The sequence below is a fragment of the Streptomyces showdoensis genome (assembly GCF_039535475.1).
GTDB classification, from domain to species: domain Bacteria; phylum Actinomycetota; class Actinomycetes; order Streptomycetales; family Streptomycetaceae; genus Streptomyces; species Streptomyces showdoensis.
Genome location: NZ_BAAAXG010000026.1, coordinates 1,973,122 through 1,990,531, shown reverse-complemented (window position 1 = coordinate 1,990,531; position 17,410 = coordinate 1,973,122). Strand labels below are relative to the sequence as shown.

The following is a 17,410-nucleotide window of genomic DNA, read 5'->3' as shown; positions in this document are numbered from 1 at the left end:
CAGGTCAGAGCGGCATGGCGCAGACTGCCCGGTCAGGGGTGGAGCGGGCTACACCCTCGGCCGCACGCACCCCGGGGGGGCGCCCCTCGGCCGCACCCCGGCCGCACCCCCGGCCGGGCCGGTGCTCAGCGGCGGCCCCGGCGGCCGTCCCGGCCGCCGTCCTCGTCGTCGTGCGGGCCCAGCAGCTCGTCCGCGAGGGTCGGGAGGTCGTCGAGCGGGGTCTCCTCGGCCCAGTCGGAGCGCCGCTTGGGCCGGCCGTTCTCGTCGAGCTGGGGCAGCTCGCGGGTGCGGTCGTTCGCGCCCTCGGGCTCGGCCCCGCCGTCCCGGAAGAAGTCCTGCGGCACCCGGTCGGCCGGGGCCGCGTCCTTCACGGTCGGCAGCACGGCCGTCCGTTCGGCGTCGGTCCCGGCGTCGCGCGGGTCCCGGATCCGGGGCAGCACGGTGGTCTCGTCGTCGAGCCGGACGATCGGCGTGGGGACGGTGACCTCGTTGGGGGACACGGTCGGCTCGTCGTCCGCGGCGGATGCGGGGGCGGGGGCGGACGAACCGGCCGGGCGTCCGGTCCCGCTCCCGGCCGGACGCGCGTCCGGCGTCACGATCGGGGTGGCGACGGTGACCTCGTTCGCCGACTCCTCGACGCTCTTCGCCGCCTTCGCCGCCTCCGCCGTCTTGGCCGACTCCGCCGTCCTGGCCGACTCCGCCGTCTTGGTCGTCTTGGCCGACTCCGCCGTCCTGGCCGCCGTGGTCCGGGCGGCAGCGGCCTCGGCCGCCGCCGTCCGCTCGGCGGACTTCTCGGCGGCGCGCCGCTCGGCCTCGGCCCGCTCGGCGGCACGCCTCTCCGCCGCCGCGGCCCGGTCCGCCGCGGCCTTCTCCGCCGCCGCGCGCTCCTCCTCGGCCTTCGCCGCGGCCTTGGCGGCCGCCGCCTTCCGCTGGGCCTCGGCCGCGAGCGCCGCCGCGGCGGCCTCCTCGGCGGCGGCCTTGCGGGCGGCTTCCTCGGCGGCCTTGCGGGCGGTCTCCTCCGCGGCCTTCGCGGCGGCGGCCTCCGCCAGGCGGCGTGCCTCCTCCGCGCGGACCAGGGCCTCCTCGGCCTTGCGCTGCTTCTCCAGGCGCCGCTCCTCGGCCTCGGCCCGCAGCCGGGCCTCCTCCTCGGCCTGCTTGCGGCGCCGCTCCTCCTCCTCGGCGCGGGCCTTCTCCTCGGCCGCGCGGCGCTTGCGCTCCTCCTCGGCCGCGATCCGGGCCTCCTCGGCGCGCTGCCGGGCCTCCTCCGCCTGGCGCTCGGCCTCCAGGCGGCGGGCCTCCTCCTCCTCGGCCTTGCGGCGGGCCTCCTCCTCGGCGCGCAGCTTGGCGAGCTGCTCCTGGCGCTCGCGCTCCAGGCGCTCCTCCTCGGCCTTGCGGGCGGCCTCCTCCTCGGCGCGCCGCCGGGCGTCCTCCTCGGCCTTGCGACGGGCCTCCTCCTGGGCCTTCACCTCGGCCTCGGAGAGCGGCAGCACGCGGTCGAGGCGGTGGCGCACGACGGTGGTGACGGCCTCCGGCTCCTGGCCGGCGTCGACGACGAGGTAGCGGCCGGGGTCGCCGGCGGCGAGGGCCAGGAACCCGGCCCGCACGCGCGCGTGGAACTCGGGCGGCTCGGACTCCAGCCGGTCCGGCGCCTCGGTGAACCGCTCGCGGGCGGTCTCCGGCGAGACGTCGAGGAGCACCGTGAGGTGCGGGACGAGCCCGCCGGTGGCCCAGCGGTTGATGCGGGCGATCTCGGTCGGTGACAGGTCGCGGCCGGCGCCCTGGTAGGCCACCGAGGAGTCGATGTACCGGTCGGTGATGACGACGGCGCCGCGCTCCAGGGCGGGCCGGACCAGCGAGTCGACGTGCTCGGCGCGGTCGGCCGCGTACAGCAGCGCCTCGGCGCGGTTGGACAGGCCGGCGCTGGAGACGTCGAGCAGGATCGAGCGGAGCCGCTTGCCGATCGGCGTGGCACCGGGCTCGCGGGTGACGACGACCTCGTGGCCCTTGGCCCTGATCCACTCGGCGAGCGCCTCGACCTGGGTGGACTTGCCGGCGCCGTCGCCGCCCTCCAGGGCGATGAAGAAGCCGGTCGGGGAGGGCGCCTGGGCCGGGTCGGCGCCGCGCAGGGCGTCGCCGAGGTCGCGGCGCAGCGGGACGCCCGCCCGGTCGTCGGTCTTGGCGAGGACGAGCGCGGCGACGGGCAGCAGCAGCGCGCCGACCAGCATCAGGGTGAAGGCGGCGCCGCCGTGGGCGAAGACGAAGCCGCCGGAGGCGAGCCGGTGCGGCCCGATCGCGGCGGCGAGCAGCGGGGCGGCCAGGGCGCCGGCGCCGATGGCGGCGCGGGCGACGGCCTGAAGGTGCTCGGTGACGCGGGCCCGGCGGGCCTCCTCGGTCTCCTGGTCGACCAGGCTGTGCCCGGTGCGGGCGGCGACGCCGGCCGCGTACCCGGCGAGGGCGGCCAGGGCCAGCACGGTGGCCGTGTCCGGCACGAGGCCCATGGCGAGCAGCGCGATGCCGGTGACGGCGACGGCGAGGGCGAGCAGCCGGCGGCGGGAGAGCACGGTGAGGACCGAGCCCGCGGTGCGGATGCCGACGGCGGTGCCGCCGCTGAGCGCGAGGACCAGCAGGGCGTACGTGACGAGCCCGCCGCCCAGGTCGTAGGCGTGCAGCACGGCGACGGCCGCCGCGGCGGCGATGGCGCCGGCGACGGTGCCGCAGGCGAGCACGAAGAGCGGGAGCGCGCCGGTGCGGCCCTTGTCGGCGGGGAGCCGCAGGCCCTCCAGGGGCGAGCGGGGCCGCGGGGTCTGGTCGCCGGGCAGCGTGAGCGGGACCAGCACGGAGACGGAGGCGGCGAAGAGCCCGGCGGCGACGTACGCGCCGAGGGCCGCCTGGTGCAGCGAGAACCAGTCGATGCCGCTGCCGAGCAGGTTGCCGACCAGGGTCGCGAGCAGCAGCACCCCGGCCGCGGCGGGCACGGCGAGGAAGCCGGTGCGCAGGCTGAGGGTGCGCAGCGCGCCCAGGTGGTCGGGGAGCGGCCGGACGGCGGCGCCCTCGATCGGCGGGGCGGGCAGCAGTGCGGGGGCAGCGCCCTCGCGGGCGACGGTCCACAGGCGTTCGGCCGCTCCGGTGACGAAGACGGTGCCGAGCAGGAACCAGAGCGCCTTGTCGGGGGTCCAGTCGATCCACAGCGGAGCGACGACGAGCAGCGCGAGCCGCACCCCGTCGGCGCCGATCATGGTCCAGCGGCGGTCGAGCGGGCCGCCGGGCGCGGTCAGCGCCGTGAGCGGGCCGAGCAGGACGGCGCCGAAGAGGACGGCGGCCAGGATCCGGGTACCGATGACCGCGGCCACGGCGAGCGCCGCGCCCCGGTACCCGCCGCCGAGGGCTCCGTCGGCCACGGCCGCCTGGAGACCGAGCAGGATGAGGACGAGGACGGCGAGCGCGTCGCCGACGCCGCCGACGGCCTGGGCGCTCCACAGCCGCCGCAGCGGCTGATGGCGCAGCAGGGCCCGTACGGCACGCTCCCGGGAATCGGCGACGAGTGCGGCGTCGGTGTCTGGCTGCTCTGCTCGCGTCATCCGTCCACCCTATCCGGACGCCCTTGCTCCCCGCGGCCTTCGCCCGAACAAACAGACGGGGAGGGCAAGGGCCACGGCCCCCGCCCTCCCCACGGTGTCGGCAGCGTCACTCCGGACGCGCGTGCCGGATCGTCACTCCGGCTTGGCGGCCGCCGCCTTCTTCGCGGTGGCGGTCTTCTTCGCCGCGGTGGTCTTGGCCGTCGTGGTCTTCTTGGCGGCCGTCTTCTTCGCCGCGGCCGTCTTGGTCGCGGTGGTCTTCTTGGCGGCGGTCTTCTTCGCCGGGGCCTTCTTGGCGGGCGCCTTCTTGGCCGCCTTCTTCGCCGGGCCCTTGGCCCGCTTCTCGGCCAGCAGCTCGTAGCCGCGCTCGGGCGTGATCGTCTCGACGCTGTCGCCGGTGCGCAGGGTCGCGTTGGTCTCGCCGTCCGTCACGTACGGGCCGAAGCGCCCGTCCTTGACGACCACGGGCTTCTCGCTGACGGGGTCGGTGCCCAGCTCCTTCAGCGGGGGCTTGGCGGCGGCCCGGCCACGCTGCTTGGGCTGGGCGTAGATCGCCAGCGCCTCCTCCAGCGTGATCGTGAACAGCTGCTCCTCGTCGGTGAGCGACCGCGAGTCCGTGCCCTTCTTCAGGTACGGGCCGTAGCGGCCGTTCTGCGCGGTGATCTCGACGCCCTCGGCGTCGGCGCCGACCACGCGCGGCAGCGACATCAGCTTGAGCGCCTCGTCCAGGGTCACCGTGTCGATCGACATCGACTTGAAGAGCGAGGCGGTGCGCGGTTTGACCGCGTTCTTGCCGGTCTTCGGGGTGTCCTCGGGCAGGATCTCGGTGACGTACGGGCCGTAGCGGCCGTCCTTGGCGACGATCTGGTTGCCGCTGACGGGGTCGGTGCCCAGCTCGAAGTCGCCGCTCGGCTTGGCGAGCAGCTCCTCCGCGTAGCCGACGGTCAGCTCGTCCGGCGCGAGGTCCTCGGGGACGTCGGCGCGCTGGTGGCCTTCCTGGTCCTTCTCGCCGCGCTCGACGTACGGGCCGTAGCGGCCGACGCGCAGCACGATGCCGTCGCCGACGGGGAAGGAGGAGATCTCCCGGGCGTCGATGGCGCCGAGGTCGGTGACCAGCTCCTTCAGCCCGCCGAGGTGGTCGCCGTCGCCGTTGCCGGCGTCCGCCGCGCCGCCCTCGCCGGAGCCGCCGCCCTCACCGAAGTAGAAACGCTTCAGCCACGGCACCGCCTGGGCCTCGCCGCGCGCGATGCGGTCGAGGTCGTCCTCCATCCGGGCGGTGAAGTCGTAGTCGACGAGCCGCCCGAAGTGCTTCTCCAGGAGGTTGACGACGGCGAAGGAGAGGAACGACGGCACGAGCGCCGTCCCCTTCTTGAAGACGTAGCCGCGGTCGAGGATGGTGCCGATGATCGAGGCGTACGTCGACGGGCGGCCGATCTCGCGCTCTTCGAGCTCCTTGACCAGGCTGGCCTCGGTGTAGCGGGCCGGCGGCTTGGTCGCGTGGCCGTCCGCGGTGATCTCCTCGGCGGCGAGCGCGTCGCCCTCGGAGACCTGCGGCAGGCGCCGCTCGCGGTCGTCGAGCTCGGCGTTCGGGTCGTCGGCGCCCTCGACGTACGCCTTCATGAAGCCGTGGAAGGTGATCGTCTTGCCGGAGGCGGAGAACTCGGTGTCACGGCCGTCGGCGGCGGCGCCGGCGATCTTCACGGTGACGGAGTTGCCGGTCGCGTCCTTCATCTGGGAGGCGACGGTGCGCTTCCAGATCAGCTCGTAGAGCCGGAACTGGTCGCCGGTCAGCCCGGTCTCCGCGGGGGTGCGGAAACGATCACCCGAAGGACGAATCGCCTCGTGCGCCTCCTGGGCGTTCTTGACCTTGCCGGCGTAGACGCGCGGCTTCTCCGGCAGGTAGTCGGCGCCGTAGAGCTGCGTGACCTGTGCACGGGCCGCACCGACGGCCGTGTCGGACAGGATCGTGGAGTCCGTACGCATGTAGGTGATGAAGCCGTTCTCGTACAGCTTCTGCGCCACCTGCATGGTCGCCTTCGCACCGAAGCCCAGCTTCCGGCTCGCCTCCTGCTGGAGGGTCGTGGTGCGGAAGGGGGCGTACGGGGAGCGGCGGTACGGCTTCGACTCGACCGAGCGGACGGCGAAGCGCGTGTCGGCGAGGGAGGCGGCCAGCGCGCGGGCCTTCTCCTCGTCGAGGTGGAGCACGTTCTCGGTCTTCAGGCGGCCGTCGGCGCCGAAGTCACGGCCCTGCGCGACCCGCTTGCCGTCGACCGTCGCGAGGCGCGCGACCAGGGACGACGGGTCGGAGGGGTCGCCGGCCCGGCCGGTGGAGAAGGTTCCGGTGAGGTCCCAGTACTCGGCCGAGCGGAAGGCGATCCGCTCGCGCTCGCGCTCGACGACGAGCCGGGTCGCGACGGACTGGACGCGGCCCGCGGACAGGCCCCGCATGACCTTCTTCCACAGGACCGGCGAGACCTCGTAGCCGTACAGCCGGTCGAGGATGCGGCGGGTCTCCTGGGCGTCGACCATCCGCTTGTTCAGCTCGCGCGGGTTGGCGACGGCCTGCTGGATCGCGTCCTTGGTGATCTCGTGGAAGACCATCCGGTGGACCGGGACCTTCGGCTTCAGGACTTCCTGGAGGTGCCACGCGATGGCCTCGCCCTCGCGGTCCTCATCGGTGGCGAGGAAGAGCTCGTCGGACTCGGCCAGCAGCTCCTTGAGCTTCCTGACCTGCGCCTTCTTGTCGGCGTTGACGACATAGATGGGCTGGAAGTCATGGTCGACGTCGACGCCGAGGCGGCGCACCTCGCCGGTGTACTTCTCGGGCACCTCGGCGGCGCCGCTCGGGAGGTCGCGGATGTGCCCGACGCTCGCCTCGACGACGTAGCCGGGGCCGAGGTAGCCCTTGATCGTCTTCGCCTTGGCAGGCGACTCGACGATGACGAGTCGGCGGCCGCCCTGTGCGGTCTCGCTGGTCGGGGACAACTTCGCTCTTCTCTCCGGTCGACGCTCTCCGGCACGTACTGCGTACGTACGGCGCTGGCACGCACGGCAGCGGCACAAGGTGACACTGCCGTCGCTGCGGAGTGTGACGGTACAACCCGCCCCCGTGTCAAACGGCGAAAGCCCGCAACGGCCACTCGAACGGTAACCCGACTCCTGCCCTTCCTGCCGCCCGGACTGCCGGACCGGCGGGGCGGGACTCGTACCGGGGCACCCTCACGGACGCCCGAAGCACCAGATCCCGAGAAGCAGGGAGGCCGCGCCGAAGAGGCCCGCGAGGACCGCGGCGGGCCGCGGCGCGACGCCGAGCGCGACGGGCTCGCCCTGCGCCACCCGGACCCCCGTCCACACCAGCAGTGCGGCCCCGAACAGCGTGAACGCCCCTCCCGCGAAGATCGCCGGCCCGCTCTCCATGCCCGTACCCCGTTCCGTCACCGTGCCGTCTCCGGCTCCCGGAGCCGAGGCTGGCACCCCACGACGTCAGCAGGGCGAATTCCCGGTGAACGGCGCGGAGGGCACCGGACGGTTTCACGAGGATGGCCGGTACTTCCCCGTGCGTCCGGCCTTCTTCGTCACCTCACCGACCGTCAGTTCCCATCGGAAGTTCCCGTCGGAAGTTCCCATCGGAAGTTCCCCTCGGACGAAGCCCCGGGGGGGCGCGGATCCCGGCGGGGCGGAGGCGGCGCCGGGATCCGGGGCGGGTGTCAGGGCCCCGGATCCGGGGCGGGTGTCAGGGCCCGGGGTGCACGGCAGGTGCCGGGGCGGGCGGCGCCGGCCCCGGCGGGCTGCTGCGGCCGCCAGCCGGCGTCGTCGGTCAGCCGGCGCCGTCGGTCAGCCGGCGCCGTCGGTCAGCCGGCGCCGTCGGTCAGCCGGCGTCGTCGGTCACCGGCAGCAGGAAGCCCTCCTCCACCAGCAGCCGGATCGCCTGCGGGGTGCGGTCCCGCAGCAGGACCGGGTCCTCGCCGGTCAGCTGGCCGATGGCGTCGAGGATCCGCCCGGCGCTCAGCGTGCCGTCGCAGACGCCCGCGAAGCCGGCCGCCACGTGGTCCACCCGGGTGGCCCGGCGCATCCCGCGGTTCTGGCGGAGCAGCACGTGCTCGGGGTCCTCGGCGCCGGGCAGGCCGACCTGCTCCTGGACGACCTCGGGTGCGAGGGCGAAGCGGTCGGCGAGCAGCGCCGCGTCGTCCCGGCCGCGCAGGTAGTCCTGGCGCTCGAAGTGGGCGCGTACGGTGTCGCCGAGGGGCTGCTCGACGGGGTGCGGCCACTCCTCCAGGACGATCGACGGCTCGGCCTGGCCGGCGGCGACGGCCGCGCTCTTGCGCAGGGTGATCCAGCCGAAGCCGATCCCCTTGGTCTTGCGGGCCTCGAACTCGTCGAGCCAGCGCCCGTACGCCTCCCGGTACGCGTCCGGGTCGCCGCGGTGGTCGCCGCTGTCGCGCAGCCACAGCTCGGTGTACTGGGTGACGTCCTGGACCTCGCGCTGCACGATCCACGCGTCGCAGCCGCGCGGCACCCAGGAGCGCAGCCGGTCCTGCCACTCCTCGCCCTCGACGTGCTGCCAGTTGGCGAGGAACTGGGCGTATCCGCCGTCGTTGAGCCGCTCGCCGGCCTCCTGGACGAGCGTGCGGCACAGGTCGTCGCCGCCCATGCCGCCGTCCCGGTAGGTGAGCCCGGCGCCCGGGGAGATCACGAACGGCGGGTTGGAGACGATCAGGTCGTACGTGTCGCCGTCGACCGGCTCGAAGAGCGAACCGGTCAGCAGCTCGGCGCCCCGGGCCCCGGAGAGGGCGAGGGTGAGCCGGGTGAAGTCGAGGGCCCGCGGGTTGAGGTCGGTCGCGGTGACCAGGGTGGCGTGCTGGGCGGCGTGCAGCGCCTGGATGCCGGAGCCGGTGCCGAGGTCGAGGGCGGTGGCGACGGGGGTGCGGACGGTGATGCCGGCGAGGGTGGTGGAGGCCCCGCCGACGCCGAGCACGACTCCCTCGTCCTTCTTCCCGATGCCGCCGGCCCCGCCGACAGCGCAGCCGAGGTCGGAGACGATGAACCAGTCCTCGCCGTCCGGCCCGCCGTACGGCCGTACGTCGACGGTGGCGAGCACGGTGTCGTCCTCGCGGACGACCCAGCCGTCGGCGAGCGCCTCCGCCAGGGGCAGCGCCGCGGCGGCCCGCTCGTGCGCCACGGACCGCTGGAGCAGGAAGAGGCGGACGAGGGTCTCCAGCGGGGAGTCCCCGCGGGTCGCCCGGAGGGCGGGCACGGTCTCGCTGCGGGCGAGCGCGGCATAGGCCTGCGCGCCGAGCAGGTCGAGCAGACCGTCGGCGGTGAAGTCGGCGGCGAGCAGTGCCTCGCGCAGTCGGACGGCGTGCGTGGGCACCGGGAGGCTGGGGGTCGTGCTGGTCGTACTCACGTGCCCCATTGTGACGGGCGCCACCGACAACGGCCGCCAACGACGGCGTGCGGGCCGGCCCGGCGATGCGCCGGACCGGCCCGCACACGGCCCGTGGCCCCGCTACGGCTTGGGCGAGGCGGTCGACTTGGTGACCGGGGTGGAGTCCGTCTTCGGGGAGGCCGGGGCGCCCGGCTTCGGGGAGGCGGACGGGGTCTGGCAGCCCGGCTGCTTGGCCATGGCCTGGCCGAGTTCGCCGGCCTGGAGCTTGGCGACGGCGTCCTGGTCCATGTTCTGGATCTTGCCGAGGTTCTCGGAGACGACCTTCAGGCCGTCGGCGAACTTCTGCTGGTTCGACGTGTCCAGCGCGTCGACCTGCTTCTTCAGGCCCTCGTAGGCCACGGCCGTGGCGTTGAGCTCCTTGATGGCGTCCTGCTGGACCTTCTCGCCGTTGTCGACGGGCGGCGCCCCGGCGCTCTCGACGGCCTTGGCCAGCGCGCGGTCGGCGGCGGCGATGTCGGCGAAGGCCTTCGAGTCGGCGGCCTTGATCGTGACGGGCTTGCTGTCGGCCGCCGTGGAGATGATCAGCTGGTTCGCGTCGGCCCGCTTCTGGATCTGCGGCTGCGCCTGGTCGCAGAACGTCTTGGCCCAGTCGTTCACCTTGTCGCCCTTGTCGTCGCTGCAACCCGACAGCGCGAGCACCAGTACCGCACCGCCGGACAGCGCGGCCGCAAGCTTCTTGTTCACCGGATCGGTCCCTTCCAAGGCTCTCGGCCCCGGAACATACACGCCGGACGGGTGACTTCCACCGTTCGTGGGACCGATTCATCCGATATTGCAGTCGTTTGCACCAAGCAGACAGGGGCGGACGTCACGTCAGAACGGGACGTCCGCCCCTGCTTTGACGGCGCGTCACGCGCGGCCGGAGCCGCGGCGGCCGGAAGCAGACGGAGCCCACGGCCGGACGGGCGGACGCGGGCCTACGGCGTCACCGTCGCGTCCCGCGACGACCCGTTCCGCTCCGCCGATCCGTCGTCCACGGCCACCGAACGCCGCTTGGAGAACCGGACCGCGCCCACGATGACGACCAGCGCGAGGACGGCGACCAACGCCCGCAGCCCGCCACTGGCGTCGTCCCCGTAGCTGAACTGCACCACGGCGGGCGCGATCAGCAGCGCGACCAGGTTCATCACCTTCAGCAGCGGGTTGATCGCGGGCCCCGCGGTGTCCTTGAACGGGTCGCCGACCGTGTCGCCGATGACGGTCGCCGCATGGGCCGGGCTGCCCTTGCCGCCGTGGTGCCCGTCCTCGACCAGCTTCTTCGCGTTGTCCCAGGCGCCACCGGAGTTGGCCAGGAAGACGGCCATCAGCGCACCGGTGGCGATCGCCCCGGCGAGGTACGAGCCGAGCGCGCCGACCCCGAGCGAGAAGCCGACCGCGATCGGCGCGAGGACGGCGAGCAGTCCGGGCGTGGCGAGTTCGCGCAGCGCGTCCTTGGTGCAGATGTCGACGACCCGTCCGTACTCGGGCTGCTCGGTGTGGTTCATGATCCCGGGGTGCTCGCGGAACTGCCGCCGCACCTCGTAGACCACCGCACCGGCCGACCGGGACACGGCGTTGATGGCGAGTCCGGAGAACAGGAAGACGACCGAGGCGCCGAGCACCATCCCGAACAGGTTGTTGGGCTGGGAGATGTCCATGGACAGGTTCGTCTCGGTGACCTTCGCCCCGACGTCGGCGACCGAGCCGGCGATGGCGTCGCGGTAGGAGCCGAAGAGCGCCGCCGCGGCGAGCACGGCGGTGGCGATGGCGATGCCCTTGGTGATCGCCTTGGTGGTGTTGCCGACGGCGTCGAGGTCGGTGAGGACCTGCGCGCCCGCGCCCTGGACGTCGCCGGACATCTCGGCGATGCCCTGGGCGTTGTCGGAGACCGGGCCGAAGGTGTCCATGGCCACGATCACCCCGACGGTGGTGAGCAGCCCGGTGCCCGCGAGGGCGATGGCGAACAGCGCCAGCATGATGGAGGCGCCGCCGAGCAGGAACGCCCCGTAGACGGCGAGGCCGATCAGCAGCGCCGTGTAGACGGCGGACTCCAGGCCGATGGAGACGCCGGCCAGGACCACGGTGGCGGGGCCGGTCAGCGAGGACTTCCCGATGTCCCGGACCGGACGCCGGCCGGTCTCGGTGAAGTAGCCGGTGAGCTGCTGGATCAGCGCGGCCAGCACGATGCCGATGGCGACCGCGACCAGGGCGAGGACCCGCGGGTCGCCGCCGTGGGTGGGGATGCCGGGATCGGTGACGCCTTCGAGGTCGGCGTAGGAGGACGGGAGGTAGGCGAAGGCGACGACGGCGACCAGGGCGAGCGAGATCACCGCGGAGAGGAAGAAGCCCCGGTTGATGGCGGTCATGCCGCTGCGGTCGGTGCGCCGCGGGGCGACCGCGAAGATCCCGATCATCGCGGTCAGGACGCCGATCGCGGGCACCATCAGCGGGAAGGCGAGGCCCACGTCGCCAAAGGCGGCCTTGCCGAGGATGAGGGCGGCGACCAGCGTCACGGCGTACGACTCGAAGAGGTCGGCGGCCATGCCCGCGCAGTCGCCGACGTTGTCGCCCACGTTGTCGGCGATGGTGGCGGCGTTGCGCGGGTCGTCCTCGGGGATGCCCTGCTCGACCTTGCCGACGAGGTCGGCACCGACGTCGGCGGCCTTGGTGAAGATGCCGCCGCCCACCCGCATGAACATCGCGATGAGCGCCGCCCCGAGCCCGAATCCCTCCAGGACCTTGGGCGCGTCGGCGGCGTAGACGAGGACGACGCAGGAGGCCCCGAGCAGGCCGAGGCCGACCGTGCACATGCCGACCACGCCACCCGTACGAAACGCGATCTTCATCGCGCGGTGGGCCACATCCGTCAGGTCGCGCTCCGGTTCGCCCGGGCCGGGCGTGGCCTCCCTGGCCGCCGCCGCGACCCTCACGTTCGCGCGCACGGCGAGTCGCATGCCGAGATATCCGGTGGTCGCCGAGAAAAGCGCGCCCACCAGGAAGAACAGAGAGCGTCCGGCCCGCTGCGACCAGTTGTCGGCGGGCAGCAGGAACAACAGGAAGAACACCACGACGGCGAAGACGCCGATGGTGCGCAGCTGCCGGGCGAGATAGGCGTTGGCGCCCTCCTGGACGGCGGCCGCGATCTTCTTCATGGATTCCGTGCCCTCGCCGGCCGCCAGCACCTGGCGGACGAGGAGCCGGGCCACGACCAGCGCCGCGAGCGCCACGGCCGCGACGCCGATCACGATGACGCGGTTCTCCTGGGTGAGCACCGCGGCGGCAAGACCCGCCATTCGTCCTCCTTGACGTTCGCGAGGTCAGGACAGGACGGATTCTAAGGAGGGAAACCCGCACGAAACGGGTAGCCGCAATGGTAATTCCCGAATACCTCATAAGTACCGCCGAATGCGGTAATGCGACCGGACCATTGGCGGCCGGCCCACGGGCGGGAATGGGTGGGAATGGGTGGGAAATGGTGCGGGGATCGGCCCGGGGAAGGGGCCGGGGAGCGGCTCGGGCAACCGTCCGGGGAACGATCAGGGATCAGGGAACGGCCCCGGGATCGGCCCGGCGAACGGCCCGGCGAACGGCCCGGGGAACGGCCCGGGGAACGAGAAGAGGCCCTGCGGGGCAGGGCCTCTTCTCTCCGTCTCGGGGCGGCCGGGATCGTCCGGTCCTGGTGCCGCGGCCTGATCAGGCGAAAGCGGCGTCCGGGTTGGCCGGCCAGCTCATGCGGATGGTGCCGCCGTCCTCGCCGGCGCTCACCTCCACGTCGTCGACGAGCCCGCGGATCACCGCGAGGCCCATCTCGTCCTCGCCGTCGGCGTCGTCGAACTCCTCGGCCGGGGCCGAGTCCCGCGCACCGGGCACACCGGCGGCGTCCGCGGCCGCCACGCCCGCGCCGGGCACCTCGTCGCCGACCTCGATGGAGAAGGTCTTCTCCTCCTCGGTCAGCACGACCCGGACGGGGGTGGTGACACCGTTGCTGCGGTGCAGCCCGACCGCACGGGAACACGCCTCGCCGACGGCGAGTCTGACCTCGTCGAGGACCGCCTCGTCCACACCTGCCCGGCGTGCGACCGCGGCGGCCACGAGACGGGCCGTGCGGACGTGCTCGGGCTGGGCACTGAAGAGGAGTTCAACGGTGGCCATGCGATTCCCCTGGGATTCTGGACGGCTGCACGGGGCGAAGACGTCTCCTCGGCCTCAGTCGGCCGCGTTGACGGCCTCTTCGACCGAGGTGTGAATCGGGAACACCTTGGTGAGTCCGGTGATCCGGAAGATCTTCAGGATGCGCTCCTGGTTGCACACCAGACGCAGCGATCCCTCGTGCGCACGTACGCGCTTCAGACCGCCCACCAGCACGCCGAGGCCGGTCGAGTCGAGGAAGTCCACGCCTTCCATGTCGACAACCAGGTGGTAGCTGCCGTCGTTCACCAACTCGACCAACTGCTCGCGCAGCTTAGGCGCGGTATACACATCAATCTCGCCACCGACCTCGACGACCGTGCGGTCGCCAGACGGGCCGGGCACAGTGCGAGTCGACAGAGACAGGTCCACGGGTCCTCCAGCACCTAGCTATCGAGCGGCCGTCCCTCGGAACTCCCGTGCGGAGTCACGGGACGGAACGCCGGCCGCGATGGCATTCAATCACTTACCGACTGCCATGCACGACGCCTTGGAAGCATTGTCCGTCACGCCGGTGACACACTCGATGCCGATGGCCAAGAATCACCGCCCCCGCCGACCCGCCGGGGAGACGGGCAACCGCCCCTCTCCCGGTCAGATCCTGGACCGGCTCTCCACAGGCGAGAGCCGGGCCGCGCGCATCACCCATACGGAGCATCTGCCCGCCCGAGAGGGCCGTCATGCCGTCTGGCCTCACCGCATCCGCGCGGAAGTGATCAACGCCATCCAGGCCGCCGGGATCGAGCACCCCTGGGCCCATCAGGCCGAAGCCGCCGAGCACGCCCTGGACGGCACTTCCGTGGTGATCGCCACAGGAACCGCCTCGGGCAAGTCGCTCGCCTACCTCACCCCCGTCCTGTCCACCCTCCTGGACGGCTCCGAGGCCGCCAACGGGCGCGGCGCCACCGCCCTGTACCTGGCGCCCACCAAGGCGCTCGCCGCCGACCAGCGCCGCGCCGTAAGGGAACTCGCCGCCCCGCTCGGCAACCGCGTCCGGGCCGCCGTCTACGACGGCGACACCCCGGTCGAGGAACGCGAGTGGGTCCGCCAGTACGCGAACTACGTCCTCACCAACCCCGACATGCTGCACCGGGGCATCCTCCCGTCCCACCCCAGGTGGTCCTCCTTCCTGCGCTCCCTGCGCTACGTCGTCATCGACGAGTGCCACACCTACCGGGGCGTCTTCGGCTCGCACGTCGCCCAGGTGCTGCGCCGTCTCCGCCGCGTCTGCGCCCGGTACGGCGCCGACCCCGTCTTCCTCCTCGCCTCGGCCACCTCCGCCGACCCCGCCCGCGCCGCCGGCCGCCTCACCGGCCTGCCCGTCACCCAGGTCTCCGACGACGCCTCCCCGCGCGGCGAACTGGTCTTCGCCCTGTGGGAGCCGCCGCTCACCGAGCTCCACGGCGAGCAGGGCGCCCCGGTCCGGCGCACCGCCACCGCCGAGACCGCCGACCTGCTCACCGACCTCACGGTCCAGGGCGTGCGCTCGGTCGCCTTCGTCCGCTCCCGGCGCGGCGCCGAACTGATCTCGGTGATCGCCCAGGAGCGCCTCGCCGAGGTCGACCGCTCCCTCGCCCGCCGGGTCGCCGCCTACCGGGGCGGCTACCTGCCCGAGGAGCGCCGCGCCCTGGAGCACGCCCTCCACTCGGGCGAGCTCCTCGGCCTGGCCGCCACGACCGCCCTGGAGCTGGGCGTGGACGTCTCGGGCCTCGACGCCGTCGTCATCGCCGGCTACCCCGGCACCCGCGCCTCCCTGTGGCAGCAGGCGGGCCGCGCCGGCCGCTCGGGCGAGGGCGCCCTCGCGATCCTGGTCGCCCGCGACGACCCGCTGGACACCTACCTGGTCCACCACCCCGAGGCGATCTTCCGCCGCCCGGTGGAGTCGACGGTCCTGGACCCCGACAACCCCTACGTCCTCGCCCCCCATCTGTGCGCCGCCGCCGCGGAGCTCCCCCTGACCGAGGCCGACCTCCCGCTCTTCGGCCCCGCCGTGCCCGACCTGCTGCCCCAGCTGGAGTCGGCCGGCCTGCTGCGCCGCCGTTCCACCGGCTGGTACTGGACCCGCCGGGAGCGGGCCGCCGACCTCACCGACATCCGGGGCGGCGGCGGCAGCCCCGTCCGCATCGTCGAGTCCGGCACCGGCCGGCTGCTCGGCACGGTCGACGAGGCCGCCTCCCACGCCTCCGTCCACGAGGGCGCCGTCCACCTCCACCAGGGCCGCACCTATCTGGTCCGCGAGCTCGACCTCAAGGACTCCGTGGCCCTCGTCGAGGAGGCGAACCCGCCCTACTCGACCACCGCCCGCGACACCACCTCCCTCTCCGTCCTGTCCACCGACACCGAGATCCCCTGGGGCGCCGGCCGCCTCTGCTACGGCTCCGTCGAGGTCACCAACCAGGTCGTCTCCTTCCTCCGCCGCCGCCTGATCACCGGCGAGGTGCTCGGCGAGAGCAAGCTGGACCTGCCGCCCCGCACCCTGCGCACCCGGGCCGTGTGGTGGACGGTCACCGAGGACCAGCTCGACGCCGCCCGGATCAACCCGGAGATCCTCGGCGGCGCCCTGCACGCCGCCGAACACGCCTCCATCGGCATGCTGCCGCTCTTCGCCACCTGCGACCGCTGGGACATCGGCGGGGTCTCCGTCCCGCTCCACCCCGACACGCTGCTCCCGACCGTCTTCGTCTACGACGGCCACCCCGGCGGCGCCGGCTTCGCCGAACGCGCCTTCCACACCGCCCGCGCCTGGCTGTCCGCCACCCGCGAGGCCATCGCCTCCTGCGAGTGCGAGTCCGGCTGCCCCTCCTGCATCCAGTCCCCCAAGTGCGGCAACGGCAACGACCCCCTCCACAAACGAGGCGCGGTCCGCCTGCTCACGGAACTGCTGCGCGGTGCTCCGGAGCCGGAGGAGGGGTCCCAGGACCAGGGGGACTGATCCCCGGGCCAGGGGCGGGTCCCCGGACCGGACCAGGGGGATGGATCACCGGATCGGGGACGGATCACCGGACCGGACCGGGGAGATGGATCCCCGGACCGGGGACGGATCCCCGGACCGGACCGGGGGGATGGATCCCCGGACCGGGGACGGATCCCCGGACCGGACCGGGGGGATGGATCCCCGGACCGGGGACGGATCCCCGGACCGGACCGGGGGATGGACCCCCGGCCCCGGAGGGTCGAGCTCCGGCTCCGGACCTGGAGGTGGGACCTCCGGTCCCGTAAGACCCGGGAGGGCCGCCGGGAGGCCCGTCGGGCCGGGTGGGCCGGCGCGGGACCTGACCTCGGGTGTCCACGGCCCGGACGTCACCCGGGCGGTGACGTCCGCGATGTCCTCGCCGACCCGGCAGCGGACCACCGCGGCCCCCTGGGCGGCCGCCACCCGCACCGCGATCGCGCAGGCGTCCGCCTCGCCCCACAGCGCCCGGTCGGCCGCGGCGAGCGCCGCGAGGTCGGCCGCCCCGCCGGCCCGGTGCCTGGCGGCCACCGCCTGCCCCAGCGCGAGTACGGCCCCGAACACCACGCACAGGGCGCAGGCCGCGAACGCCGTCCACACGGTCGCCGCTCCCCGGTCGTCGCTCCTCACGGCACCACCGCCCCCACCGTGTCCTCGGCGAGCGCAGCCGCCCCCGCCCGCAGGGTCAGCCCGAGGCCGCCGGGCCCGGGCGCGGACGCCTCCACCGTCACCCGCCACAGCTCGCCCGACCGTGCCACGGTGACCCTGGCGCCGTCCGGGGCGGCGGCCCGCGCCGCCGCCTCCGCAGCCGCGACCGGCTCCGAACGGGCCACCGCCCGCGCACCGGCCCGGGCCGCGTCCACGCACCGGATCTGCGCCCCGGCCGCTCCCAGGGCCCACAGCAGGGCCGCGGTGAACAGCACCAGGGCGGGCAGCGCGACCGCGGTCTCCGCGGTCACCGAACCCCGGTCAGAACGGCGCATCGAGTGCCCTCCCGATCACCGACTCCAGGGCCTTGGCGACCGCCCCGCTGGTGAGCACCTTGTAGAGCACGGCCGCGAACGCCGCCGCGGCGATCGTGCCCATCGCGTACTCCGTGGTGCTCATGCCCGCGTCCTGCCGCGTCGCCGCCCGGCGGACCCGCCACCAGCCGTGCAGAACCGTCCTGAACGTGCCGACCTTCACCAGGTCCACCGCCCGCCTCGTCGCCATCCGCATCACCCACGACTCCTTCGTCCCGTTCATCGCGTTCATCCCTTTCGACCCGTTCAT

Annotated in this window: 12 protein-coding genes; 1 reads left to right on the top strand and 11 read right to left on the bottom strand. The window is 73.8% G+C overall.

What is annotated here, in order from left to right; all coding sequences use genetic code 11:
- Positions 1-125: 125 nt before the first annotated feature.
- From tmk to bldG, 8 genes are all read right to left on the bottom strand, one after another.
- Entirely contained in the window at positions 126-3,578 is a 3,453-nt protein-coding gene (gene tmk / locus ABD981_RS22075) for a dTMP kinase (RefSeq protein WP_123954891.1), read from the bottom strand.
- Positions 3,579-3,710: 132 nt separating this feature from the next.
- Positions 3,711-6,560, bottom strand: a complete 2,850-nt coding sequence (gene topA, locus ABD981_RS22070; RefSeq protein WP_046910172.1) for a type I DNA topoisomerase — start codon at positions 6,558-6,560, stop codon at positions 3,711-3,713.
- Positions 6,561-6,794: 234 nt separating this feature from the next.
- A complete protein-coding gene (locus ABD981_RS22065) occupies positions 6,795-6,992 on the bottom strand; it encodes a hypothetical protein (protein WP_046910173.1) in 198 nt (65 codons plus the stop codon).
- Positions 6,993-7,443: 451 nt separating this feature from the next.
- Positions 7,444-8,988: a DUF7059 domain-containing protein gene (locus ABD981_RS22060; RefSeq protein ID WP_046910174.1), complete on the bottom strand. Its 1,545-nt coding sequence runs from the start codon at positions 8,986-8,988 to the stop codon at positions 7,444-7,446.
- 93 nt (positions 8,989-9,081) lie between these two features.
- Positions 9,082-9,705, bottom strand: a complete 624-nt coding sequence (locus ABD981_RS22055; RefSeq protein ID WP_046910175.1) for a prolipoprotein diacylglyceryl transferase — start codon at positions 9,703-9,705, stop codon at positions 9,082-9,084.
- A gap of 233 nt (positions 9,706-9,938) precedes the next feature.
- Entirely contained in the window at positions 9,939-12,293 is a 2,355-nt protein-coding gene (locus ABD981_RS22050; protein ID WP_046910176.1) for a sodium-translocating pyrophosphatase, read from the bottom strand.
- Between the two features lie 400 nt (positions 12,294-12,693).
- Positions 12,694-13,152: an ATP-binding protein gene (locus tag ABD981_RS22045; protein ID WP_046910177.1), complete on the bottom strand. Its 459-nt coding sequence runs from the start codon at positions 13,150-13,152 to the stop codon at positions 12,694-12,696.
- A gap of 54 nt (positions 13,153-13,206) precedes the next feature.
- Positions 13,207-13,560 (bottom strand): anti-sigma factor antagonist BldG, encoded by a 354-nt coding sequence (gene bldG, locus ABD981_RS22040; RefSeq protein ID WP_046910178.1) that lies wholly within the window; start codon positions 13,558-13,560, stop codon positions 13,207-13,209.
- A gap of 79 nt (positions 13,561-13,639) precedes the next feature.
- Here bldG and ABD981_RS22035 point away from each other — a divergent pair, with 79 nt between their 5' ends.
- Positions 13,640-16,120 carry a DEAD/DEAH box helicase gene (locus ABD981_RS22035; protein WP_123954892.1) on the top strand — a complete coding sequence of 827 codons (2,481 nt, stop codon included), beginning with the start codon at positions 13,640-13,642 and terminating at the stop codon, positions 16,118-16,120.
- A 45-nt stretch (positions 16,121-16,165) separates the two neighbouring features.
- On the opposite strand, the gene ABD981_RS22030 is transcribed toward ABD981_RS22035, so the two are convergent.
- The 3 genes from ABD981_RS22030 to ABD981_RS22020 form a co-directional block, all read right to left on the bottom strand.
- Positions 16,166-16,702, bottom strand: a complete 537-nt coding sequence (locus ABD981_RS22030) for an Rv3654c family TadE-like protein (protein WP_425586503.1) — start codon at positions 16,700-16,702, stop codon at positions 16,166-16,168.
- A 62-nt stretch (positions 16,703-16,764) separates the two neighbouring features.
- Complete coding sequence (locus ABD981_RS22025) at positions 16,765-17,121, bottom strand: TadE family type IV pilus minor pilin (RefSeq protein WP_123954894.1); 357 nt, start codon at positions 17,119-17,121, stop codon at positions 16,765-16,767.
- Complete coding sequence (locus ABD981_RS22020) at positions 17,108-17,383, bottom strand: DUF4244 domain-containing protein (RefSeq protein WP_123954903.1); 276 nt, start codon at positions 17,381-17,383, stop codon at positions 17,108-17,110. The genes ABD981_RS22025 and ABD981_RS22020 overlap by 14 nt, the downstream gene beginning before the upstream one ends.
- Between the last annotated feature and the right edge of the window lie 27 nt (positions 17,384-17,410).

Coding starts and splice junctions, on each gene's coding strand:
- tmk (WP_123954891.1), bottom strand. CDS start 3,578: ATGACGCGAGCAGAGCAGCCAGACACCGACGCCGCACTCGTCGCCGAT.
- ABD981_RS22035 (WP_123954892.1), top strand. CDS start 13,640: ATGGCATTCAATCACTTACCGACTGCCATGCACGACGCCTTGGAAGCA.
- ABD981_RS22020 (WP_123954903.1), bottom strand. CDS start 17,383: ATGAACGGGACGAAGGAGTCGTGGGTGATGCGGATGGCGACGAGGCGG.
- ABD981_RS22065 (WP_046910173.1), bottom strand. CDS start 6,992: ATGGAGAGCGGGCCGGCGATCTTCGCGGGAGGGGCGTTCACGCTGTTC.
- ABD981_RS22060 (WP_046910174.1), bottom strand. CDS start 8,988: ATGGGGCACGTGAGTACGACCAGCACGACCCCCAGCCTCCCGGTGCCC.
- ABD981_RS22050 (WP_046910176.1), bottom strand. CDS start 12,293: ATGGCGGGTCTTGCCGCCGCGGTGCTCACCCAGGAGAACCGCGTCATC.
- ABD981_RS22025 (WP_123954894.1), bottom strand. CDS start 17,121: ATGCGCCGTTCTGACCGGGGTTCGGTGACCGCGGAGACCGCGGTCGCG.
- ABD981_RS22045 (WP_046910177.1), bottom strand. CDS start 13,152: ATGGCCACCGTTGAACTCCTCTTCAGTGCCCAGCCCGAGCACGTCCGC.